The organism is Delftia sp. BGA-UO-ETr-SB1 (genome assembly GCF_059567865.1).
Genome location: NZ_JCAQOW010000005.1, coordinates 311,477 through 334,997, shown reverse-complemented (window position 1 = coordinate 334,997; position 23,521 = coordinate 311,477). Strand labels below are relative to the sequence as shown.

At 67.9% G+C, this 23,521-nt stretch carries 21 protein-coding genes; 12 read left to right on the top strand and 9 right to left on the bottom strand.

Annotated elements, in window-relative coordinates:
* Positions 1–31: 31 nt before the first annotated feature.
* The 5 genes from flhC to AC57B5_RS11600 form a co-directional block, all read right to left on the bottom strand.
* The gene (gene flhC, locus AC57B5_RS11620) at positions 32–574 is read right to left on the bottom strand and encodes a flagellar transcriptional regulator FlhC (protein WP_012204158.1); all 543 of its coding nucleotides are present in this window, start codon (positions 572–574) and stop codon (positions 32–34) included.
* A 27-nt stretch (positions 575–601) separates the two neighbouring features.
* The gene (flhD, locus tag AC57B5_RS11615) at positions 602–928 is read right to left on the bottom strand and encodes a flagellar transcriptional regulator FlhD (RefSeq protein ID WP_012204159.1); all 327 of its coding nucleotides are present in this window, start codon (positions 926–928) and stop codon (positions 602–604) included.
* 320 nt (positions 929–1,248) lie between these two features.
* A complete protein-coding gene (locus tag AC57B5_RS11610; protein WP_496399578.1) occupies positions 1,249–2,163 on the bottom strand; it encodes a sulfurtransferase in 915 nt (304 codons plus the stop codon).
* A 94-nt stretch (positions 2,164–2,257) separates the two neighbouring features.
* A complete protein-coding gene (locus AC57B5_RS11605; RefSeq protein WP_034391274.1) occupies positions 2,258–3,163 on the bottom strand; it encodes a DMT family transporter in 906 nt (301 codons plus the stop codon).
* Positions 3,164–3,486: 323 nt separating this feature from the next.
* Positions 3,487–4,626 carry an aromatic ring-hydroxylating oxygenase subunit alpha gene (locus AC57B5_RS11600; RefSeq protein WP_496399577.1) on the bottom strand — a complete coding sequence of 380 codons (1,140 nt, stop codon included), beginning with the start codon at positions 4,624–4,626 and terminating at the stop codon, positions 3,487–3,489.
* Between the two features lie 340 nt (positions 4,627–4,966).
* Between AC57B5_RS11600 and xseB the strand changes: the two genes are divergently transcribed.
* The 5 genes from xseB (at position 4,967) to AC57B5_RS11575 (ending at position 10,698) form a co-directional block, all read left to right on the top strand.
* Positions 4,967–5,203 (top strand): exodeoxyribonuclease VII small subunit, encoded by a 237-nt coding sequence (gene xseB / locus AC57B5_RS11595; protein ID WP_012204163.1) that lies wholly within the window; start codon positions 4,967–4,969, stop codon positions 5,201–5,203.
* Between the two features lie 8 nt (positions 5,204–5,211).
* Entirely contained in the window at positions 5,212–6,162 is a 951-nt protein-coding gene (locus tag AC57B5_RS11590) for a polyprenyl synthetase family protein (RefSeq protein ID WP_012204164.1), read from the top strand.
* A 39-nt stretch (positions 6,163–6,201) separates the two neighbouring features.
* A complete protein-coding gene (gene dxs, locus AC57B5_RS11585; protein ID WP_496399576.1) occupies positions 6,202–8,082 on the top strand; it encodes a 1-deoxy-D-xylulose-5-phosphate synthase in 1,881 nt (626 codons plus the stop codon).
* Between the two features lie 248 nt (positions 8,083–8,330).
* A complete protein-coding gene (locus AC57B5_RS11580; protein ID WP_012204166.1) occupies positions 8,331–9,413 on the top strand; it encodes a TRAP transporter substrate-binding protein in 1,083 nt (360 codons plus the stop codon).
* A gap of 205 nt (positions 9,414–9,618) precedes the next feature.
* Complete coding sequence (locus tag AC57B5_RS11575; RefSeq protein WP_034391287.1) at positions 9,619–10,698, top strand: TRAP transporter substrate-binding protein; 1,080 nt, start codon at positions 9,619–9,621, stop codon at positions 10,696–10,698.
* 146 nt (positions 10,699–10,844) lie between these two features.
* Here AC57B5_RS11575 and AC57B5_RS11570 read toward each other — a convergent pair whose 3' ends face one another.
* From AC57B5_RS11570 to AC57B5_RS11560, 3 genes are all read right to left on the bottom strand, one after another.
* On the bottom strand, positions 10,845–12,674 hold the full coding sequence (locus AC57B5_RS11570) for a TRAP transporter large permease (protein ID WP_097203080.1): 1,830 nt from the start codon (positions 12,672–12,674) through the stop codon (positions 10,845–10,847).
* 17 nt (positions 12,675–12,691) lie between these two features.
* Positions 12,692–13,300, bottom strand: a complete 609-nt coding sequence (locus AC57B5_RS11565) for a TRAP transporter small permease subunit (protein ID WP_034391292.1) — start codon at positions 13,298–13,300, stop codon at positions 12,692–12,694.
* Between the two features lie 176 nt (positions 13,301–13,476).
* Complete coding sequence (locus AC57B5_RS11560; RefSeq protein WP_496399575.1) at positions 13,477–14,643, bottom strand: helix-turn-helix domain-containing protein; 1,167 nt, start codon at positions 14,641–14,643, stop codon at positions 13,477–13,479.
* 267 nt (positions 14,644–14,910) lie between these two features.
* Here AC57B5_RS11560 and AC57B5_RS11555 point away from each other — a divergent pair, with 267 nt between their 5' ends.
* The 7 genes from AC57B5_RS11555 (at position 14,911) to AC57B5_RS11525 (ending at position 22,897) form a co-directional block, all read left to right on the top strand.
* A complete protein-coding gene (locus AC57B5_RS11555; RefSeq protein ID WP_013803615.1) occupies positions 14,911–15,387 on the top strand; it encodes a (2Fe-2S)-binding protein in 477 nt (158 codons plus the stop codon).
* 29 nt (positions 15,388–15,416) lie between these two features.
* Positions 15,417–17,807 carry a xanthine dehydrogenase family protein molybdopterin-binding subunit gene (locus AC57B5_RS11550; RefSeq protein ID WP_013803614.1) on the top strand — a complete coding sequence of 797 codons (2,391 nt, stop codon included), beginning with the start codon at positions 15,417–15,419 and terminating at the stop codon, positions 17,805–17,807.
* A 10-nt stretch (positions 17,808–17,817) separates the two neighbouring features.
* Positions 17,818–18,609: an FAD binding domain-containing protein gene (locus AC57B5_RS11545; protein ID WP_013803613.1), complete on the top strand. Its 792-nt coding sequence runs from the start codon at positions 17,818–17,820 to the stop codon at positions 18,607–18,609.
* Between the two features lie 8 nt (positions 18,610–18,617).
* Complete coding sequence (locus AC57B5_RS11540) at positions 18,618–19,556, top strand: AAA family ATPase (protein WP_216295847.1); 939 nt, start codon at positions 18,618–18,620, stop codon at positions 19,554–19,556.
* Positions 19,553–20,800, top strand: coding sequence for a vWA domain-containing protein (locus AC57B5_RS11535; RefSeq protein ID WP_496399574.1), 1,248 nt, complete (start codon positions 19,553–19,555; stop codon positions 20,798–20,800). The genes AC57B5_RS11540 and AC57B5_RS11535 overlap by 4 nt, the downstream gene beginning before the upstream one ends.
* A gap of 38 nt (positions 20,801–20,838) precedes the next feature.
* Positions 20,839–21,570 (top strand): SRPBCC family protein, encoded by a 732-nt coding sequence (locus AC57B5_RS11530; protein WP_043824113.1) that lies wholly within the window; start codon positions 20,839–20,841, stop codon positions 21,568–21,570.
* Between the two features lie 256 nt (positions 21,571–21,826).
* Positions 21,827–22,897, top strand: a complete 1,071-nt coding sequence (locus tag AC57B5_RS11525) for an XdhC family protein (protein ID WP_496399573.1) — start codon at positions 21,827–21,829, stop codon at positions 22,895–22,897.
* Here the strand turns inward: AC57B5_RS11525 and AC57B5_RS11520 are convergent.
* The gene (locus AC57B5_RS11520) at positions 22,894–23,280 is read right to left on the bottom strand and encodes a nuclear transport factor 2 family protein (protein WP_016452483.1); all 387 of its coding nucleotides are present in this window, start codon (positions 23,278–23,280) and stop codon (positions 22,894–22,896) included. The two genes, AC57B5_RS11525 and AC57B5_RS11520, sit on opposite strands and share 4 nt — an antisense overlap.
* Between the last annotated feature and the right edge of the window lie 241 nt (positions 23,281–23,521).

Genomic DNA, 23,521 nt, shown 5'->3' with positions numbered 1-23,521 from the left:
GCATCGCGGGTGCGATGCGCAGTGCAGATCGTCAGTGCAGCATCAGCGAGCCGGCGCTCTTGCTCTTGCCGGCGCGTGCGGGCGGATTGCACAGGCCGCACTGGTAGTGGCGCTCGTTCTCGTAGGGCTCGGTCACGAACTGGCCCTTGCACACCGTGCACTGGGTGCGGGTCAGCATCTGCGCGTCGACGAACTTCACCAGGCGCCATGCGCGGGTGAAGGACAGCAGCGCTTCCAGTTCGGCGGCCTGGATCTGCTCGGTATAGAGACGGTAGGCCTTGGTCAATTGTTCAACGGCATCCAGCTCGGCGCCCTTGGACAGGTATTCGTAGATATTCAGGAACAGCGAACTGTGGATGTTCTCCTGCCAGGTCAGGAACCAGTCGGTCGAGAACGGCAACTGGCCCTTGGAAGGCGACTTGCCGGCGATCTCCTTGTACAGGCGGATCAGGCGCTCGTAGGACAGCGTGGTCTCGGATTCGAGCACCTGCATGCGTGCACCCATCTCGATGAGCATGGCGGCGCGCTCGATCTGCTTGGACTCGTTCAGGACACTTTTGGCGGGGGTGGACATGGCGGGCTCCAGAGTTCTTCAGGCGGATCAGAGGACTTCGGAGACGCGGCTGGCCATCAGGATGTTGGCGTGCAGCGTGTTGGTCGCACCGTTGCCGATCTTGTTGCTGCTGTGGTTGGTCAGCAAGCTCCAGACCATTTCGTCGTCGACCCGGAAGCTGGCGAGCAAGGTGTTGCGCGAGGCCAGCTTCAGCACCTGGGCTGCCGACAGTGCGGCCAGCAGGTCGCACGATTCTTCGTTCAGTCCCAGGCGGAACACCGCTTCGGCCTTGTCCTGGCGGATCAGGGTCTGGGCCAGCATCAGGTAAGTGAGGTTGGCTTCGCGGATTTCGGCAAGCAGCTGTTCATTGTTCATAGGACCATCCTTTGCATCTCGGCAGCCGCAACGCCCGGGTAGAAACAAGATGTTCAACCTGTTGCGATCTGTTGAGATGGATTGTGGAGGAGGGCCCTTCGCCGTTGAAGTCGGGGCAGGTCTGCGCCGGATGTCTGGTTGTGAGACGGCGTTTGTAAGATTTACCTTACACCTGTAGCAAGGTTTGGATGACTCTATTTCGCTCTGGCCCCGCCGTCTGGGGGCTTGGGAGCAGGCCGCTGCAGTGGTGTTGTTGCATGTCGGCCTTTTGACACAGTGCTGTCATTGTGCAGCCTCCCCAAGGGGAGGCATAAGCCGAATTAGCCGCGCTCCACCGGCCTCTTCGGGTCACTGCACCACTCGCTCCAGCTGCCCGCGAACAGCCTTGCAGGCGGCAGTCCCGCAATGCGCATGGCCAGCAGGTTGGGCAGCGCGCTCACGCCGCTGCCGCACTGGTGCACCACGCTGGCCGGATCGCGGCCTGCCAGCAACTGGTCGAACTCTGCGCGCAGCAGGGCGGCAGGCTTGAAGCGGCCGTCGGCAGCGATGTTCTCGGTGAAGGGCCGGTTGAGCGCGCCCGGGATGTGGCCGGCCACAGGGTCCAGCGGCTCGACCTCCCCGCGGTAGCGGGCCGGGGCGCGTGCATCGACCACGGTCTGGCCTGCGCTGCCCAGTGCATCGAGCACCTGCTGCGCCGTTGCCAGTTGCTGCAGCGGCTCGCGCAGCTCGAAGTTGGACTGGAAGCGCGCGCTTTCCTCGCCCGATGCCACGGGCTGGCCTTCGGCCTGCCAGGCCTGGAGACCTCCGTCGAGCACGGCCACATCGCCATGGCCGGCCCATTGCAGCATCCACCACAGGCGCCCGCAGTAGTTGGCGCCGTTGCGGTCATAGACCACGGCCTGCATGTCGTTGGAAAAACCGATGCTGGACAGCCACACGGCAAAGCGTTCGCGGTTGGGCAGCGGGTGGCGGCCGCCCGAGGCGGCCTGCTCGCTGGCCGCCACGCTGCCATGTGCGCCGGGCACGCCATGCTTGGCGCTGAGGTCATGGTCCAGATCGGCGAAGACGGCGCCTGGAACATGCGCCTGCAGATACTGGGCCTTGCCGGCCGCAGGCTGGGCCAGGTCGAAGCTGCAGTCGAAGACCATCAGCGGACGGGCGCTGGCCTGCAGCGCGGCCAGCTCCTGGACGGAGATCAGGGTCTGGTGGGTCTGGTAGGTGGTGTTGGAAGTCATGGATGCGGAACTCCGAAGGCCTGTGCAGGCGGTGGTGCGCCTGCGGCAAAAAGATCCGATCCATTATGCGACGGCCCCATGCGGGCCGGCGGCGTCAGCCGCGCGAACGCAGGGCCGTGGCCAGGGCGCCGCTGGCCACGATCAGGCCAATGCCGGCCCAGCCGATCAGCGGCACGCTTTCGCCGAACATCGCCAGGCTCAGCAGGGCCGCGAAGACGATGCCCGAATACTGCAGGTTGGCCACGACCAGGGTGTTGCGGCTGTTGCTGGCCGAGGCGTAGGCCGCCGTCATGCAGACCTGGGCCACGGCGGCCAGCACGCCCACGGGCAGCAGCCACAGCGCGCGCCAGCCCGGCCAGGCGGACACGCCCGTGAAGCACATGGCCAGGGCGCCGGCCACGGCCGAGCCCAGTGCGAAGTAGAAGACTACGCGCGCCTCGGGCTCGCCCATGCGCGACAGCGTGGCCACCTGCATATAGGCCATGGCGGCGAACACCCCGCCGATCAGGCCGCCCGCGCTGGCCACGAATTCCTGCGGCGCCGCGCTGGGGCGCAGCACCAGGATCACGCCCACGAAGCCCAGGGCCACGGTGGCGACCAGGCTCCAGGGAAACGGCGGCAGCGCGCGCAGCGCATGCGATTCGGGCTGGCGGCGCAGCTGGTGGCGCAGCAGCAGGCCCTGGCCGATCAGAAAGACCGCCATCCAGATGCTGCTCATGGAGTTGAAGGTGGCGGCCGTGGCCAGCGGCAGATGGCCGATGGAGTAGAACCAGGCGCCCATGGAGGTCACGCCCACGAAGCTGCGCCAGGCATGCTCGCGCGGGTAGCGAGTGGCCAGCGAGATGCCCTGGTGGCGCGCCAGCCACCACAGCGCCACCATGCTGACCAGCCCGCGGTAGAAGACGATTTCCGCCGCGTTGAAATCCTGGGAGGCGAACTTCACACACACACTCATGACCGCAAAAACGAATGCGGCCGCCACCATCCACAGGGCTTGCATATAAATGACCGGATAGAGCCGCACAAGGACCGCGGCGCTGGACGAGAAAAGGGTTGGGTTTTGTTTTTGGCGCATGCCGCCTGGCTGCGTACGGCCCAGGGCCGTGGCAGGGACACGCGCAAGGAACTGTATTGCATAAGCCAAGACATTGGACTTGCCTCGGGATGCATTGCCGCCGCCAGCCCTGCCCATTGGGCACATCAGGGCGCTTGCATTCAGAGGAGCTGGGCAGCGGGCCTGCCGCCTAATACAGACGGCCCGATGCAGACGGCCCAATGCAGACGGCCCGCACGAATGCGGGCCGTCGGGAGAGCCGGAGCAGATCAGCGTGCGGGGACTGCGTCACCCATCACGCCGCGATACCACTCATGGAAGTGCTGCATGCCGTCTTCCATGGGGCTCTGGTAGGGGCCGACCTCGTTGTCGCCGCGCTCGTACAAGGCCCTGCGGCCGGCGTCCATGCGCTCGCCGATCTCGTCGTCCTCGATGCAGGTCTCCATGTAGGCGGCCTTTTGCGCCTGCACGAATTCGGGCTCGAAGGCCGCGATCTCCTCGGGGTAGTAGAACTCGACCACGTTCAGCGTCCGGTCCACCGCCAGCGGGTGCAGGGTCGAGACCGTGAGCACGTGCGGATACCACTCCACCATGATGTGGGGGTAGTAGGTCAGCCAGATCGCGCCGCGTTCGGGCAGCTCGCCGTTGCGGTAGGCCAGCAGCACGTCGTGCCACTTCCTGTAGGTGTCCGAGCCGGGCTGGGCAAAGCCGGGCGCCACGCCCACGGTCTGCACCGAGTACTCCTTGGCAAACTCCCACTGCAGGTCGTCGCAGGTCACGAAGTTGCCCAGGCCCGGGTGGAAGGGGCCCACGTGGTAGTCCTCGAGGTAGACCTCGATGAAGGTCTTCCAGTTGTAGTTGCACTCGTGCATCTCGACATGGTCGAGCACGAAGCCCTCGAAGCTCAGCTGCTCGCGCAGCTTCATGCCGGCGAGGTCGGCCTCGATGTCGCGGCCGTTGTCCTCGAACAGCAGGCCGTTCCACTCGCGCAGCCGGTAGTTGTTCAGGTTCAGGCAGGGATCGTGGCTGAAGTGCGGTGCGCCCAGCAGCTCGCCGCTGGTGCTGTAGGTCCAGCGGTGCAGCGGGCAGACGATGTTGCCCCCCGCATGGCCCTTGCCTTCGGTCATCAGATTGCCCCGGCCCTTGAGCATCACGGCCTGGCGGTGGCGGCAGACGTTGGAGATCAACTCCACCTGCCCCTTGGCGTTGCGCACCAGAGCGCGGCCTTCCTTTTCCTGGGGCAGGGCGTAGTAGTCGCCTATCTCGGGAACGGCCAGTTGGTGGCCCACGTAGCGCGGGCCGCGTTGAAAGATGGTCTCCAACTCGCGCTGGAACAACGCAGGGTCGAAGTAACTGGAAACTGGTAGTTGGCTTGCGGCCTGCTGCAGTTGAAGACTTAAATCAGACATGGGTGACCTGACCTAAAGACTCCCCACAGGGAGGGTGCGCGTGCGCACGGGATTGGAAAAAGCAAAACCGGCCGTTCCTGGACATGGAGGCAGGCTTCACGACGTGAAAAGAAGTGGCGCCCGAGGCGCTGTCTCTTGTCGATGAGCCCGACCGTATGCCCAGGCAAGGGGCCGGTTTGACGGGGAATGGGATTATAGCCCGTGGGGTTATTTCCGGATGCCCGGTACGTGTATTGCGCGCGCCGGATGCCGCCTGTCAAGGGCTGTCCGGTTATTGGCGGCACGGTCATGGAGGGGCGCCTAGAATCGTCGGTTCCCCACAACGCACCGCCATCGCACCATGCCCAAGGCTGCTCCCAAGGCTCTTGCCGAGCCCACCAGTTACGAATCCGCGCTGCAGGAGCTGGAGCAGCTCATCGCGCAGATCGAGTCGGGCCAGCTGCCTCTGGAGCAGATGCTGACAGGCTACCAGCGCGCGGCGCAGCTGCTCGGCTATTGCCGCGGCCAGCTCGACGCGGTGCAGGAACAGGTCAAGGTGCTTGACGAGGGGACGCTGGCCCCGTGGAGCCAGGATTGAAGATTGCCATGAGTGCCGTGATGACTTGCGCTTCCGATGTTTCCCAGCCGGCCGGCCCCGGCGCGCTGGATTTCCCCTGCTGGATGACCGATCGCCTGGCGCGCACCGAAAGCGCGCTGTCGCAATGGGTGGGCGTGGATGCGCCTGCGGGCCTGGGCGAGGCCATGCGCTACGCCGTGCTCGATGGCGGCAAGCGCCTGCGCCCGCTGCTGGTCTGGGCCGCCGCGGAGGCCGTCGATGGCCTGCAGCCCGCCGCCGTGCGTGCCGGCTGCGCGGTGGAGTTGATCCATGCCTATTCGCTGGTGCACGACGACATGCCCTGCATGGACAACGACGTGCTGCGCCGTGGCAAGCCCACGGTGCATGTGCAGTTCGGCGAAGCCTCGGCCCTGCTGGCTGGCGATGCGCTGCAGGCGCTGGCCTTCGAGCTGCTCGTTCCCGAGCCCGATCAGGCCGGCAGCATGCCGGACGCCCTGCAGGCGCGGCTGTGCCGGCTGCTGGGCCGTGCCGCAGGCGCGCAGGGCATGGCCGGTGGCCAGGCCATCGACCTGGCCAGCGTGGGCCTGCAACTGAGCGAGGCCCAACTGCGCGAGATGCACCGCCTCAAGACCGGCGCCCTGCTGCATGCCAGCGTGCTCATGGGAGCGGCCTGCAAGGAGGGCGTGGATGCCCAGGCCTGGCAGGCGCTGTCCGACTACGGGCAGGCGCTGGGCGTGGCCTTCCAGGTGGTGGATGACATCCTCGACGTGGTGGCCGACTCGGCCACCCTGGGCAAGACGGCCGGCAAGGACGCGGCCAACGACAAGCCGACCTACGTCTCGCTGCTGGGCCTGGACCAGGCCCGCGCCCATGCCGACGAGCTGTGCGCCCTGGCGCACGCGGCGCTGGCGCGCAGCGGCCTGCCTGATACCCGCGCGTTGGCGGCGCTTGCCGACATGGTGGTGAGCCGCACCCACTGACAATACGGACCGCGGCCTTGCCGCTCCAAGATACCTAGCATGACCACGAACACCTACTCCCTGCTGCAGACCATCGACGATCCCGCGGATCTGAGGCGTCTGTCGCGTGCCGAACTCAAGGCCCTGGCCCAGCAACTGCGTGCCTATGTGCTCGACAGCGTCTCCAAGACCGGCGGGCATCTGAGTTCCAACCTGGGGACGGTGGAGCTGACGGTGGCGCTGCATGCGGTGTTCGACACGCCCTACGACCGCGTGGTCTGGGACGTGGGCCACCAGACCTATCCGCACAAGATCCTCACGGGCCGGCGCGAGCGCATGGCCTCGCTGCGCCAGTTCGGCGGCCTGTCGGGCTTTCCGCAGCGCGCCGAGAGCCCGTACGACACCTTCGGCACGGCGCACTCCTCCACCAGCATCTCGGCCGCCCTGGGCATGGCCCTGGCTGCCAAGCAAAAGGGCGAGGACCGCCGCGCCATCGCCGTCATCGGCGACGGCGCCATGACGGCCGGCATGGCCTTCGAGGCGCTGAACAACGCCGGCGTGACCGATGCCAACCTGCTGGTCATCCTCAACGACAACGACATGAGCATCAGCCCACCCGTGGGCGCGCTCAACCGCTACCTGGCCCAGCTCATGAGCGGGCAGTTCTACGCCAAGGCACGCGACATGGGCAAGAGCGTGCTCAAGCAGGTGCCGCCGCTGCTGGAGCTGGCCAAGCGGCTGGAGCAGCAGGCCAAGGGCATGGTCGTGCCGGCTACGCTGTTCGAGAACTTCGGCTTCAACTACATCGGCCCCATCGACGGGCATGACCTCGATTCGCTGATCCCCACGCTGGAGAACATCAAGAGCCTCAAGGGCCCGCAGTTCCTGCACGTGGTCACGAAGAAGGGCCAGGGCTACAAGCTGGCCGAGGCCGATCCCGTGGCCTACCACGGCCCCGGCAAGTTCGACCCCAGCGTGGGCCTGGTCAAGCCGGCCACGCCCCCGAAGCAGACCTTCACCCAGGTCTTCGGCCATTGGCTGTGCGACATGGCGGACAAGGACCAGCGCCTGGTGGGCATCACCCCCGCCATGCGCGAGGGCTCGGGCATGGTGGAGTTCCACAAGCGCTTTCCGGGCCGCTACTACGACGTGGGCATTGCCGAGCAGCATGCGGTCACCTTCGCGGCCGGCATGGCCTGCGAAGGCCTCAAGCCCGTGGTCGCCATCTATTCGACCTTCCTGCAGCGCGGCTACGACCAGTTGATCCACGACGTGGCGCTGCAAAAGCTGCCCGTGGTCTTTGCGCTGGACCGCGCAGGCCTGGTCGGCGCCGATGGCGCCACGCACGCAGGTGCGTATGACATCGCCTTCGTGCGCTGCATTCCCCACATGAGCATGGCCTGCCCGGCCGACGAGCGCGAATGCCGCCAGCTGCTGACCACCGCCTACGAGCAGGACCATCCCGTGGCCGTGCGCTACCCGCGTGGCGCGGGCGTGGGTGTGGCGCCGCTGGAGAGCCTGGAGGGCCTGCCCTTCGGCAAGGGCGAGGTGCGCCGCGAGTCTGCCAAGAAGCAGGTCGCCATCCTGGCCTTCGGCACCCTGCTGTATCCGGCCCTGGCCGCGGCCGAGGCGCTGGACGCCACCGTGGTCAACATGCGCTGGGCCAAGCCGCTGGACGAGGAACTGCTGCGCCAGGTGGCCTCCACGCACGAGCTCATCGTCACCGTGGAAGAGGGCTGCATCATGGGCGGCGCAGGCAGCGCCGTGGCCGAGTCGCTGCAGGCCGCCGGCATCACGCGCCAGCTGCTGCAACTGGGCCTGCCCGACGAGTTCATCGAGCACGGCGATCCCGCAAAGCTGCTGGCCCTGCAGGGCCTGGATGCGGCGGGCATCGAGGCCTCGGTGCGCGCCCATCTGGCACCCGAGCGCGCGGTGGCCTGAGCGGCGCCGGGCAGCCGGCCTGCCGAGCAGAACTACGCGGGGGAAAACCCCGTCCGCGCTTGCTTTGCGGCGTTTTTAGAATCGATACCACCTGATACAGTGTGAATGCACGTGCGAACGTGCGTTTTTTTTGCCGCCGGGTCGCCCCAAGGCAAAAAGCGGCCCCCTCGGGGTGGCCGCGGACCTTGCGCAGCAAGGGGGCGCGGGGGCTTTTTCTGACTGAAACAACACATCGCGGAGAGACATTCATGGACCGTCGTTCGATCATCAAACATGCGGGAATCGCTGGCGTGCTGGCTGTGGGAGCCGCACCCGCAGTCCATGCCCAGGAGGCGATCCGCTGGCGTCTGGCCGCGAGCTTTCCCAAGTCGCTGGACACCATCTTCGGCTCGGCCGAAATGTTCTCCAAGACGCTCAAGGCGATGTCGGGCGGCAAGTTCGAAGTCTCGGTGCATGCGGCCGGTGAGTTGATGCCCGCCTTCGGCGTGGTCGACGGCATTCAGAACGGCACCATCGAGATGGCGCTGACGGCGCCCTATTACTTCACCGGCAAGGACTACATCTTCGCCTTCGGCTGCGCCGTGCCCTTCGGCCTGACCGCCCGCCAGATGGATGCCTGGATGGAGCACGGCGGCGGCCGCAAGCTCATGGACGAGTTCTATGCGCAGTACAACATCAAGAGCCAGAGCGCCGGCAACACGGGCACCCAGATGGGCGGCTGGTTCCGCAAGGAAATCAAGTCGGTGGCCGATCTCAAGGGCCTGAAGATGCGCCTGGGCGGCGGCCTGTTCGGCGACGCCATGCTCAAGCTCGGCGTGGTCGCCCAGAACATGCCCGTGGGCGAGGTCTACCAGGCGCTCGAAAAGGGCACGCTGGATGCCGTGGAATTCGTGGGCCCCTACGACGACCAGAAGCTGGGCTTCAACAAGGTCGCTCCCTACTACTACTACCCCGGCTGGTGGGAAGGCGGCGCCGAGCTGGAGTTCTTCATCAACACCAAGGCGTATGCGGCCCTGTCGCCCGAGTACAAGGCCATGGTCGATGCAGCCTGCAACGTGGCGGCACGCGACATGACGGCCAAGTACGACGCCAACAACCCCGTGGCGCTCAAGAAGCTGGTGGCCGACAAGACCCAGCTCAAGGCCTTCCCCAAGGACTTCATGGATGCCGGCTACAAGGCCGTCATGGAGATCATGGCCGAGCATGACGCCAAGTCGCCCATGTTCAAGAAGATCAACCAGAGCCTGCGCACCTTCCAGCGCGACCAGCTGCTGTGGGAGCGCTTCTCGGAGTTCCGCTACAACAGCTACATGACCACGGCCAAGCTGTAAGGCCAGGTCTCCCCAGCCAGCAGCACGCACAAGGACGGTCCATGCCTTCCAAGCCTGCAGGCCAAGCCCGCGTCCCCTCTGTTGAATGCAGCAGGGGACAGCGGGCTTTTTTTGTTGTTCCGAGAAAGTATGTGGGCCGGGCTGCCAAGAGCAGTCCGGCCTTTTTTGAATGCTCTCAAGCAGAGCGAACCAGGAGGAGACAGTGATGGACAGAAGAAAAGCACTCAAGCACGCCGGTCTGGCCGGTGTGTTGACTGCCGCAGCGGCACCGGCCGTTCACGCTCAGGCGGCAATACGCTGGCGCCTTGCGTCGAGCTTCCCGCGCTCGCTGGACACCATCTACGGCTCGGCCGAGGTGTTCTCCAAGGCGATCAAGGAGATGTCGGGCGGCAAGTTCGAGGTCTCGGTCCATGCGGCCGGCGAGCTGATGCCCGCCTTCGGCGTGGTCGATGGCGTGCAGAACGGCACGGTGGAGATCGCGCACACGGCGCCTTACTACTTCTTTGGCAAGAATGAGGCCTTCGCCATTGGCGGCGCCATTCCGTTCGGCATGAACTCGCGCCAGCTCACGGCGTGGATCGTGGACGGCAACGGCGGCAAGCTGATGCGCGAGTTCTATGCCGAATACGGCATCGTCAACTTCCTGGGCGGCAACACGGGCGCACAGATGGGGGGCTGGTTCCGCAAGGAGGTCAAGACACCCGAGGACATCAAGGGCCTGAAGTTCCGCATCGGCGGCTTCGCGGGCCGGATCATCGAGCGCATGGGCGGCGTGCCCCAGAACATCCCGGGCGGCGAAATCTACCAGGCGCTGGAAAAGGGCACCATCGATGCGGCCGAATGGATCGGCCCCTATGACGACCTCAAGCTGGGCTTCAACAAGGTCGCTCCTTTCTACTACTACCCCGGCTGGTGGGAAGGCAGCCTGAACCTCGAGTTCTACGTGAACCAGAAGGCGCTGGCCGCGCTGACGCCCGAGCAGCGCGCCATGGTGCAGGCCGCCTCGCACGAGGCCCACGTGGTCACCCAGGCCCGCTACGACGCGCGCAATCCCGGCGCGCTCAAGCAACTGGTGGCCAGCAAGGCCAAGGTGCTGGCCTTCCCGCAGACCGTGCTCGATGCTTCCTACAAGACCACCATGGCGGTCTATGCGGAGCTGGCCGAGAAAAATCCTGCGTGGAAGAAGATCTACGGCGACTACCGCAACTTCCAGCGCGACGAGGTGCTGTGGTTCCGCTTTGCCGAGGCGCGCTACGACGCCTTCATGTCGGCGCAAAAGCTGTGAAGTCGCGGCGCCCTCGGGCGTCATGCGGGAAAGCCGGGCACTGCCCGGCTTTTTTCATGGGCGCAGGGGACCGGCGCACGCCGGGGTCCGAACGAAAAAAGGCCCCGCGGTTGCGGGGCCTTTGCTGTCCTTGAGGGAGCCTGCGATCAGCTGCCGGACTTGCTCTCGCCCGGCGTGGCCGGTTGCTCGCGCTGCAACTGGTCCTGCAGCGCCTTGAGTGCATCGTCCTCGCTGCCCGGGGCCGAAGGCTCGCCAGGCGTTGCTCCGGGGGCAGGCGACTGGTTCGCGCCGTCGCCGTTGAACATGGGGTCGTTGAAGTCGATGGCCTCGGGCATGGATGCCTCCATCTCCTGGCGCACCTTGTCCAGGTCGTACTCCACCTTCTTGTCCAGCCCGCTGGAGACGATGCCGGGGAAGATGATGATCAGGGCCACCATGAACAGCTGCAGCACCACGAAGGGGATGGCACCTGCATAGATCTGCATGGTGGTCACGGGCTCGGTCATCTTCTTGGTGACCTTGTCCACGTAGGCCTTGGCCGGGGCCACGCTGCGCAGGAAGAACAGCGCGAAGCCGAAGGGCGGGTGCATGAACGAGGTCTGCATGTTCACGGCCAGCAGCACGCCGAACCAGACCAGGTCGATGCCCAGCTTGTCGGCCACGGGAGCCAGCAGCGGCACGACGATGAAGGACAGCTCGAAGAAGTCCAGGAAGAAGGCCAGCACGAAGATCATGATGTTGACCACGATCAGGAAGCCGATCTCGCCGCCGGGCAGGGACACCAGCAGTTCCTCCACCCACTTGGGGCCGTCCACGCCCTGGAAGGTCAGGCCGAACATGGTCGCGCCGATCAGGATGAACATCACGAAGCACGACAGCTTGGTGGTGGACATCAGCGCCTGCTTGAGCAGGTCCATGTTCAGGCGGCCGCGAGCGAAGGCCATGATGGCCGCGCCCAGCGCGCCCATGGCGCCGCCTTCGGTGGGGGTTGCAACGCCCAGGAAGATGGTGCCCAGCACCAGGAAGATCAGCAGCAGCGGCGGGATCAGCACGAAGGTCACGCGCTCGGCCATGCGGCTGAGCAGGTGCAGGCCCGTGAGCTTGTTGAACATGGCGGCGATGAAGGCCAGGGCCACGCCGAAGCACATGGACACCACGATGGTCTCGTCCAGCGCGACCTTCTCCACCACATCGCCGGACCACCAGGTGTGCAGCTGGGGCATGTACTGTCCCACCACGATGGAGGCGGCCACGCACAGCAGCGTCAGCACCAGGGTGGAAGGCAGGCCGGAATTGCCATTGGGCTCGCGCAGCGTGCGCGCCTCGGGCGGCAGGGCGGGAACCATGGCGGGCTTGAAGATGGCCAGCACGACGATGAACAGCGCATAGCAGCCCGTCAGCATCAGGCCCGGCAGGAAGGCGCCCTTGTACATGTCGCCCACGCTGCGGCCCAGCTGGTCGGCCAGCACGATCAGCACCAGGGACGGCGGAATGATCTGCGCCAGCGTGCCGGAGGCCGCGATCACGCCCGAGGCCACCCGGCGGTCATAGCCGTAGCGCATCATGATGGGCAGGGAGATCAGGCCCATGGAGATCACCGATGCCGCGACCACGCCCGTGGTCGCCGCCAGCAGCGCGCCCACGAAGATCACCGCAAAGGCCACGCCGCCGCGCACGGGGCCGAAGAGCTGGCCCACGGTCTCCAGCAGGTCCTCGGCCATGCCGCTTCGCTCCAGTATCAGCCCCATGAGGGTGAAGAACGGTATGGCCAGCATCGTCTCGTTCTGCATGATGCCGAAGATGCGCAGCGGAAGGGCCTGCAGCAGGGCTTCGGGCAGCACGCCCAGTTCGATGCCGACAAAGGCGAAGAACAGTCCGCAGGCGCCCAGGCTGAATGCCACGGGAAAACCCACGAGCAGGAAAAGTATCAGCCCCGCGAACATGATCGGGGCCAGGTTGTGGATCACGAATTCCATGATGTCTGTTTCCCCGATCAGGCGCTTTGCCCGCTTTTGTCCTTGGCACCTGCCAGCCCGCGCAGGGCGTCGGCCAGGTCTTCCTCGGCGGTCTTCTCGCCCTTCTTGGCCGTGGGATCGTCGATCAGGCCCTTCAGGAAGGCGATGCGCTTGATCAGCTCCGACATGCCCTGCAGCAGCAGCAGCCCGAAGCCGATGGGGATCATCAGGTAGACGGGCCAGCGCACCAGGCCGCCTGCATTGCCCGACATCTCGCCGGTCTGCATGGCCTGGATCACGAACGGCGTGCCGAACCACAGGATGGCCAGCGCCATGGGGGTCAGGAAGAAGACGAAGCCGAAGATGTCGATCCAGATCTGCGTGCGCTTGGACAGGCGGCTGGCGATCACATCCACCTTCACATGCTCGCCCTGCAGCAGCGTGTAGCCGGCGGCCAGCAGGAAGGAGGCCGCGAACAGGTACCACTGCACTTCGAGGTAGGCGTTCGAGCTGGTGTGCAACACCTTGCGAACGATGGCATTGATGCCGCTGATGACCGTGGAGGCCAGGATCAGCCAGATAAGCCATCGCCCGACCAGGCTGTTGAGCCAGTCGACCCCCCTTGAGAATTTGAGCAAAGCCTGCATGGTGTCTCCAAAAAGTAGGCTGTATTGGGTCCGTCGCCGTACGCCAGCCTGTAGGCCGGCGCGCAGCGCTCTTGTCGGCGCATGGACCAAAGCCGTCGATTCTACGGAGACCCGACCGCCGCAGGCGGCCTGCTCCCCCTAAAAGAAATCCGTGTGAACCCGAGGAAACGTCCCGTTCAAGTGGTGGTGTGTGGCTTGCGGGCCCCCAGTTTGCGGTACAGCGTGGCCCGGCTGATGCCCAGCGCGCGGGCGGCCCGGGTCACATTGCCCTGGGCGTCCTGCAGGGCCTGCTCGATCAGCACGCCCTCGCTGGCGCGCAGCGGGCTGGCCTGGGCGGCGGCAGCGAGTGCCGCCGTGCCCAGCGCAGGCAGCAGCTGGCGCAGCTGGGGGCCGGGCTGCACCAGGGCCTGCAGCCGCAGGCCCGACCACAGCGGCAGGCGCAGCGGCTCGTTGGGGCGCTGGCGCGCATGGTCCACCAGCGCCGTCCAGGGCATGGCCAGCAGTTCGCTGCAGTGCAGCGGCTGGCCCGGCAGCGACAGCGGCTGGGGCACCAGCTGGCGGGCCAGGGTATTGCTGCCCGCCACATGCCCTTCGGCGTCCACGGCCAGCAGGCCTTCGCCCTCCTGGCCCAGCGGCCCGCCGGGCCAGTTCAGGTGCAGCAGCAGCGCGTGGGGCAGGGCGCGCAGCAGGCGGTCCTCGATGGCGCGGGCGCAGCGCAGCGCCAGGTGCATGAGTTCGGGCCGCTCCGGCACATCCACGCCCGTGATGTCCAGCATGCCCAGGCAGCTCCCGTCCGGGCCGGACAGCGGCGCACCCGCGCAGCTGTAGTGGCGGTTGGCCTCGAAGAAATGCTCTGCCCGGTGCAGCCAGACGGGGCCGTGTTCGGCCAGGGCCGCGCCAATGGCCGTGGTGCCCACGCCCTGCTCGGACAGGTCCACGCCCACGCGGGCGATGGCCTGCACGCGGATGTCGCTGCGCTCCAGCGGCCCCTGCACCTCCAGCACCGTGCCGCGTGCATCGGTCAGCAGGCTGAAGTAGTGCATGGCGCCCACGGCGCCCACCAGCTGGGCCATCACGGGGCGCGCGGCCTGCAGCAGCACCTCATGGCCATCACGGGTCTGGCGCAGCGCATGCGGCCCCAATGCTTCGTAGACCACGCGCTCGTCCGGGCGGCGGCCTGCCGCCAGGCAGCGCTGCCAGGAGCGCCACAGCCAGGGTGCGATGCCGGGCGGTGAGCCGGCCAGCGCCTGATCGCCGAAAACCAGGCTGCGGGCCCGGGCGACCTGCTGGTGGCGCGGATCGGCGGGGCAGGGCTGCGCGGCGTCGGGGCTCAGGGCGAACATGGGGCGGGGACTCCTGTGGCTGGCTGGCAAAGATTGCGAACGGGCTGGCAGGCTGGCACGGTCGAGGCCGGGGCGCGCAGGCGCAAGCGGTGCGGGCTGCGGCTGCGGTGAAGACTGTGTCATTTTGAGAATATCCGCGCCGCCCGGCCCGGGCTTGCGGGTCAACCCTAGAACGGGCGCCTGCGGGCAGGGCGACCATGGCAGGCGAGGTTCCCGGCGTTCCCCCACCTTCCAGATCACCGCCGATCACAGGCAGGAGACAGCACGATGAATGTCCAGCTCACCGTCAACGGGCGCGCGCAGCGCATCGACGTTCCGCCCAACACCTTGCTCGTGCATGCGCTGCGCGAGCACCTGCGCCTGACCGGCACGCATGTGGGCTGCGACACCAGCCAGTGCGGGGCCTGCACCGTCATCGTCGACGGCCACGCCGTCAAGTCCTGCGCCATGCTGGCCGTGCAGGCCGAAGGCTGCGAGGTGCGCACCATCGAAGGGCTGGCGGATATCGACGGCGGCCTGCACCCCATGCAGGCGGCCTTCAAGGAGTGCCACGGCCTGCAATGCGGCTTTTGCACGCCGGGCATGGTCATGAGCGCCGTTGACCTGTGCCAGCGCCAGCCGTGCGCGGGCGATCGCGAGATCCGCGAGGCGCTGGAGGGCAACCTGTGCCGCTGCACGGGCTACCAGAACATCGTGGCCGCCGTGAAAAAGGGCAGCCAGGCCATGGCAGGGCCTGCGGCCTGAGCGCCGCAGGCCACCACAAGGAGACAGCCATGGGTGCATCCGACTTTTCCAAGCTCCCCCACATCGGCGAGCCCGTCAAGCGCAAGGAGGACTACCGCTTCCTCACGGGCGCGGGCCAGTACACCGACGACATCGCGCTGGCCGCCCAGGCCCATGCGGTGTTCGTGCGCTCGCCGCACGCGCATGCGCGTGTGCGCTCCGTTTCCACCGATGCGGCCAAGGCCGCGCCCGGCGTCATCGGCGTGCTCACGGGCGCCGACGTGGCGGCCGACAAGATCAACGGCCTGCCCTGCGGCTGGCTGATCACCAGCACCAACGGCGAGCCCATGAAGGAGCCGCCGCACCCCATCCTGGCGCTGGACACGGTGCGCTACGTGGGCGACCAGGTCGCCATGGTCGTGGCGGAGACGCTGGAGCAGGCGCGCGACGCGGCCGAGCTGGTGGAGGTGGACTACGACCCGCTGCCCGCCGTGGTGCTGGTGGCCGACGCGGCGGCCGGCAGCGTGCCCGGCGCGGTGGTGCATGACATCGCCCCCGACAACCACTGCTACAAATGGGCCATCGGCGACAAGGCCGCCGTGGATGCCGTGTTTGCGGGCGCCGCCCACATCGCCCAGCTGGACCTGGTCAACAACCGCCTGATCCCCAACGCCATGGAGCCGCGCGCGGCCATCGGCAGCTACAGCCGCGCCAATGACGAGTACACGCTGTACGTGGCCAACCAGAACCCGCACGTCGAGCGGCTGCTGATGACGGCCTTCGTCATGGGCCTGCCCGAGCACAAGGTGCGCGTGATCGCGCCCGACGTGGGCGGCGGCTTCGGCTCCAAGATCTTCCTGTATGCCGAGGATGTCTGCCTGACCTGGGGTGCGCGAAAGCTCAACCGCAACATCAAGTGGACGGCCGACCGCAGCGAGTCCTTCCTCACCGACGCGCATGGCCGCGACCACGTCAGCCATGCCGAGATGGCCATGGACGCCAGCGGCAAGTTCCTGGCCATGCGCGTGCACACGGATGCCAACCTGGGCGCCTACCTGAGCACCTTCGCCAGCGCCGTGCCCACCATCCTCTATGCCACCCTGCTGGCCGGCCAGTACGCCACGCCCCAGGTCTATGTGGAAGTCGATGCCTGGTTCACCCACACCGCCCCCGTCGATGCCTACCGGGGCGCGGGCCGGCCCGAGGCCACCTACCTGCTGGAGCGCCTGGTCAGCCGCTGCGCCTGGCAGCTGAACCTGTCCCAGGCCGAGATCCGGCGGCGCAACTTCGTCACCAGCTTTCCCTACCAGACGCCCGTGGCCCTGCAGTACGACGTGGGCGACTATGGCGCCTGCATGGACAAGGCCGAGGCCCTGGCCGACGTGGCCGGCTTTGCCGCGCGCCGGGCCGACAGCGAGGCGCGGGGCCTCAGGCGCGGCCTGGGCTACAGCAGCTACATCGAGGCCTGCGGCCTGGCGCCCAGCAACATCGCGGGCGCCCTGGGCGCGCGGGCAGGCCTGTTCGAATGCGGCGAGGTGCGCGTGCACCCCACGGGCAGCGTCACCGTGTTCACGGGCTCGCACAGCCATGGCCAGGGGCACGAGACCACCTTTGCCCAGGTGGTGGCCGCGCGCTTGGGGATACCCGTGGAGAACGTGGACATCGTCCACGGCGACACGGGCCGTGTGCCGTTCGGCATGGGCACCTATGGCTCGCGCTCCATCAGCGTGGGCGGCGCGGCCATCATGAAGGCGCTGGACAAGATCGAGGCCAAGGCCAAGAAGATCGCAGCCCACCTGATGGAGGCCAGCGACGCCGACATCGACTTCGCGGGCGGCGAGTTCACGGTGCGCGGCACCGACAAGAAAATCCCCTTCGCCCAGATCGCGCTCACCGCCTATGTGCCGCACAACTACCCGTTGGACAAGCTGGAGCCCGGCCTCAACGAAACCGCCTTCTACGACCCCACCAACTTCACCTTTCCCGCAGGCACCTACATCTGCGAGGTCGAGGTGGACCCGGCCACGGGCGTGGTGCGCGTGGACCGCTTCAGCGCCGTGGACGATTTCGGCACCATCATCAATCCCATGATCGTCGAGGGCCAGGTGCACGGCGGCGTGGCCCAGGGCATAGGCCAGGCGCTGCTGGAAAACTGCGTCTACGACCGCGAGACCGGCCAGCTGCTCACCGGCAGCTTCATGGACTACGCCATGCCGCGCGCCGATGACTTCCCCGAATTCAAGCTAGGCACCGTCTGCACGCCCTGCACGCACAACCCGCTGGGCACCAAGGGCTGCGGCGAGGCGGGGGCCATCGGCTCGCCGCCCGCCGTCATCAATGCCGTGCTCGACGCACTGCATCCCCTGGGTGTCAGGGACCTGGACATGCCGGCCAGCCCGCACCGTGTCTGGTCGGCCATCGACGCCGCAGCCACCTCCTGAGGAGAGCGCCATGTACGCATTCACCTATGAAGCCCCCGGCACCACGGCCGACGCCGCCGCGCTGGCCGCGCAGGGCGGCCAGTACCTGGCCGGCGGCCAGAGCCTGCTGCCATCGATGCGCCTGCGCCTGGCGCGGCCCGAACAGATCGTGGACCTGAACCGCGTCCAGGGCCTGGCCGGCATTGCCGTCAACGGCCAGACCGTGGAAATCCGCGCCATGACGCGCCATGCCGATGTGGCCGCCAACCCGCAGGTCCAGGCCGCCATCCCGGCCCTGGCCGAGCTGGCCGGCGGCATCGGCGACCGCCAGGTGCGTGCGCGCGGCACCATCGGCGGCTCGCTGGCCAACAACGACCCCGCTGCCTGCTACCCCAGCGCCGTGCTGGGCCTGGGCGCCACCGTCGTCACCGACCGGCGCGAGATCGCGGCCGACGACTTCTTCCAGGGCATGTACACCACGGCGCTGGGCAGCGGCGAGCTGATCACGGCCGTGCGCTTTCCCGTGCCGAAGAAGGCCGCCTACCTCAAGTTCAAGCAGCCCGCCTCGCGCTTCGCCCTGGTGGGCGTCTTCGTCGCCCAGACCGACAGCGGCGTGCGCGTGGCCATCACGGGCGCCGGGCTCAGCGTGTTCCGCCATGCGGGGCTGGAGGCCGCGCTCAACCAGAGCTTCACGCCCGACGCGGCCGCCCAGGTGCTGATCGACCATGCCGACCTCAACAGCGACCTGCATGCCAGCGCGCGCTACCGGGCGCAGTTGATCAGCGTGCAGACGCAGCGTGCGGTATCGCAGATGCTGGGGTGACACGGCGGATGCCTTCCGAGCAAGCCATTGCCTCCATAGACGCCCTGGTCGCCGCGCTGCAGGCCGAAGGCTATTTCGCCGACCGGCGCCTGGCCACGGCCGTCTTCCTGGCCCTGCGGCTGCAGCGGCCGCTGCTGCTGGAGGGCGAGCCCGGCGTGGGCAAGACCGCGCTGGCCCAGGCGCTGGCACGCGTGCTGGCGCGCCGCCTGATCCGGCTGCAGTGCTATGACGGCATGGAGCAACGCGAGGCGCTGTATGAATGGAACTACGCGGCCCAGCTGCTGCACCTGCGCGCGGCCGAGCTGGCCTCGGCGCAGCCCGCGGCCGCACCGCAGCAGGACCGCATGCAGCGCGCCGAGCAGGAGGTGTACCAGGAGCGCTACCTGGTAAGCCGCCCGCTGCTGCAGGCCCTGCAGCAGCCCGAGCCCGGCGCCGTGCTGCTGATCGACGAGATCGACCGCGCCGACGAGCCCTTCGAGGCCTTCCTGCTCGAATACCTGGGCGAGTACCAGGTCAGCATTCCCGAGCTGGGCACGGTGGCGGCACGCGTGCCGCCCGTGACCGTGCTCACCAGCAACCGCACGCGCGACCTGCACGACGCCGTCAAGCGCCGCTGCCTCTACCACTGGCTGGACTATCCCGGGCGCGAGCGCGAGCTGGCCATCGTGCGCGCCCTGGTGCCCGGGGCCGGGCAGGCCCTGACCGCCCAGGTGGCGAGCTTCGTGGGGCGGCTGCGCAGCCAGCCCTTTGCCGACGCCTTCCAGCGGGTGCCCGGCATTGCCGAAAGCGTGGAATGGGCCAAGGCCCTGGTGGCGCTGGACACCCTGGTGGTCGATCCCGAAGTCGTGCACGACACGGCCGGCATCCTCTTCAAGCAGCGCGAGGACGTGGCCGCGCTCACGCCCGAGCGGCTGCAGCAACTGCTGGCGCCGGAGCCCGCGCCGTGAAGGCTGGTGCAGCCGGTGCCGCCGATGGGGGCGAGCGCACCAGCTGGCTGGGCGATGCGCGCAGCGGCAAGCTCGCTGGCAACCTGGTCGGCTTTGCGCGTGCGCTGCGCCGCGCGGGCGTGCCCGTGGATGGCGGGCGCATGGCGCTGGCCCAGCAGGCCCTGTCCCTGGTCGGCCTGGCGCGCGAGGACATGGCCGCAGCGCTGGAGGCCGTATTTGTGAGCAACGCCCAGGACCGCGCCGTGTTCCACGAACTGTTCGACGCCTACTTCCGCAATCCCGACGTGGCCCGGCAACTGCTGGCCCAGTTGCTGCCGCAGGCGCCCCGGCCGTCCGCGCCGCGCCACCGCCCGCGCGTGCAGGAAGCCCTGTCGCCCCGCCAGGCAGGCGAGGGTAGGGCCGCCGTCGATGAAGAGCTGAAGCTGGACGCCGCCATGACGGCCAGCGAGCGCCACCGCCTGCGCCATGCCGACTTCAACCAGCTCAGCGCCAGCGAATACCTGCTGGTGCAGCGCCTGGCCAGGGACATTGCCCTTCCCTTGCCCCGCTACCGCAGCCGCCGCACGCGCACCGGCCAGCGCGGCGCGGTGCCCGACTGGGCTGCCAGCCTGCGTGCGGCATCGCACCATGGCGGCGAAATGCTGCAGCTGCTGCGGCGCGAACGCCGGCGCCTGCCGCTGCCCTGGCTGGCCCTGGTCGATGTCTCGGGCTCCATGGAGCGCTATGCGCGGCTGTTGCTGGCCTTTCTGCACGCGGCCACCAGCACGCAGCGCCATGCGGGCCTGCGCCGCCAGGTCTTCAGCTTCGGTACCGAGCTGCGCGACCTGGGCCCGGCCTTTGCCCAGGCCGATACCGACGCCATGCTCGAGCGCGCCAACGCCGCCATTGCCGACTTTGGCGGCGGCACGCGCCTGGGCAGCAGCCTGGGCGAACTGCGCCGCCTGCATGCGCGCCACCGGGTTTCAGGCCTGGTGGGCCGGCGCACCCTGGTGCTCATCATCAGCGACGGCCTGGACACCGGCGATGCCGCCGAGCTGGACCGCGAACTGGCCTGGCTGCGCCGCCACAGCGCGCGGCTGCTGTGGCTCAACCCGCTGCTGCGCTTTGACGGGTATGCCCCACTGGCCCAGGGGGCGGCCGTGCTGCATCGTCATGCCCATGCCATGCTTGCGGTACACAACCTGGAATCGCTGCAGCAGCTGGCCGGTCACCTGGCGCGGCTGCTGGCGGCGCCAGGCCGCTGAGCCGCTTGCGGCCACCCCCATCGCAGAAAGGAATTGCCATGGAAATGCAAGCCAGCCGTTCCCTTGCCGTCAGCCAGCAGCAGGCCTGGGAGGCGCTCAACGATCCCGAAACGCTCAAGGCCTGCCTGGCCGGCTGCGACCGCTTCGAACCCCTGGGCGATGATCAGTACGCCGTGGGCATGGCGGTCAAGGTGGGGCCGGTATCGGCCAAGTTCAGCGGCAAGGTCACGCTGTCCGACATCACGCCGCCCGAGCGCTACCGCATCGCCTTTGAAGGCCAGGGCGGCGTGGCCGGCTTCGGCAAGGGCGAGGCCGACGTCACCCTCACCCCCGAGCCCGACGACGCCGCAGGCCAGCCGCGCTGCCTGCTCAGCTACAGCGTGCAGGCCCAGGTCGGCGGCAAGATCGCCCAACTGGGCCAGCGGCTGATCGACGGCGCCGCGCGCAACATGGCCGACGACTTCTTCGCGCGATTCGACACGCTGATGCAGCAGCGCCACCCGCGCGCGCCGGCAGCGCCTGCCGATGCAGGCGACACCGCCGACCTGTCCCACCTGCCTGCCGGCCTGGCCGATGAAACCGGCCACATCGAGCCCACCGTGGACGCCCAGGCCTGGGAGCACGACGCCGCAGCCGGCGTGGCCACGCCGCTGGATGCCGCACCGGCCACCGAGGCCGAGGAACGCTCGCGCCGCGCCATCCCGCTGTGGTGCTGGGGGCTGGCCATCGTCGTCGTTCTCGGGGCTGGCTGGCTGCTCTCGCGGTACTAGGGCGCTCCCCCTGAGCGGCTGCGCCGCTTCCCCCTCTCTCTCGCTTCGCGGGAGGGGGACGACGCCCTCGCCGCGAGGCGGCTCTTGCTCGGCGTCTCTGGCCTCAGATTTGTTGTGGCTTCTACGCTTCGCCCTGCGCTACCAAGCCCTTTTTACATGCTGCTGCACCCTTCTTGATGCAGAGAGACAATAGCCGCCGAAAAACGCCAGGCGCCCAGCTGCACAGGCAAGCCAGGTGCCGGCGTGGAGATTTGCAATGGAAAACCTGGATGTTCATGTTCTGCGCCACCTCGCGCAATGGCGCGCTCAGGGCGAGCGCGCGCTGCTGGCCACGGTGGTGCGCACCTGGGGCTCGTCGCCCCGGCCCATCGGCTCCATCATGGCGCTGGGGGCCTCGGGCGCCGTGGTCGGCTCCGTGTCCGGCGGCTGCATCGAGGACGACCTGATCGCCCGCTACAGCCACGCCTCGGACGCCGACGCCCTGCGCGACGGCGCACCCCGGCTGCTGCGCTACGGCGTCAGCGCCGACGAGGCCCACCGCTTCGGCCTGCCCTGCGGCGGCACGCTGGAGCTGCTGCTCGAATTCAATCCCGACGCTGCTGCGCTGCAGCAACTCGTCCAATGGCTGGACGAAGGCCGCATGGTGCGGCGCACCGTGGACAAGGCCACCGGCCAGGTCGCCCAGCAGGTCAGCGACGCACCCGAGCCGCTGGTGCATGACGGGCAGCAGGTCGCCAACAGCTTCGGGCCCGAGTACCGCATGCTGCTCATCGGCGCAGGCCAGCTGTCCGAATACCTGGCCACCATGGCGCTGTTCAACGGCTTTGCGGTCACCGTCTGCGACCCGCGCGAGGAATACAGCCGCCACTGGAGCGTGGCCGGCGTGCAGCTGTCGCGCGAGATGCCCGACGACCTCGTGCGCACCATGCGCGCCGATGCGCGCACCTGCATCATCGGCCTCACGCACGATCCCAAGCTCGACGACCTGGCCCTCATGGAAGCCCTGGAATCCCCGGCCTTCTACGTGGGCGCCATCGGCTCGCGCCGCAACACCGCGCTGCGCCTGCAGCGCCTGAGCGAGCACTTCGGCCTGGGCGGCGCGCAGCTGGCGCGCCTGCGCGGCCCCATCGGCCTGTACATAGGCAGCAAGACGCCTCCCGAAATCGCCGTCAGCATCATGGCCGAGGTCCTGGCCGCCAAGAACGGCGTGGCCCTGCCGCGCGGCATGACGGTGGAAGAAGGCAAGCTCGCCGCAGCCCAGCCCCCGCAGCCGCTGGAGGATGACGGACCCGAGGGCATTACGCCCCTGGTGTGCGGGGTGGGTTAGACCACCGCATGGAAGGCCTTGTTGGCAATCTTCCAGCCGGCCTCGGTCTTGAGCAGCACGAAGTAGTCGATGAAGGTGATGGCACCGTGCACCAGGGTGATCTTGGCGCTGGCCGCCGTGCCGCCGATGTCGATGGCGTCGATGCTGCGGCGGCGCGTGGCCTCGTCGGCGGCGGGCTGGCCCTTGAAGCGGGCGCAGTAGGTGTCGATGTCCCAGGAGGTCAGCGGGCCTTCGCGCACGCTTTCGATGCGGGCGGTGGGCATGAAGGCGGCGCGCATGTGGGCGCTGTTGTCCTCGGCATGGCCGCGCATGTACAGCTCCAGCGGCACGCGCACGGCGGCTTCTTCGGGGTGGTCGGTCAGGCGTGGGTTGGCAGTCGTCATGGTGTTCTCCTGGGACGGATGGATGGCGGCCTGCGCTTGCAGGCCGGCGGCCGCGCATCGTAGCCACAAGCGCGGGGGGCAGTCCAACGGGGGGTGAGGCGCGGGCCGCGCCGGGGTGCGGTGCAATGCCTTGTTTTCAATGGACTTTCGGGCTGATGCGCCCCGCATTGGCCGTGCCTGGGTCAACAGTGTTTTGAGCGCCGTGCCCTGTCTGAGACCCTGCCGACGGGTGCTCGACCTG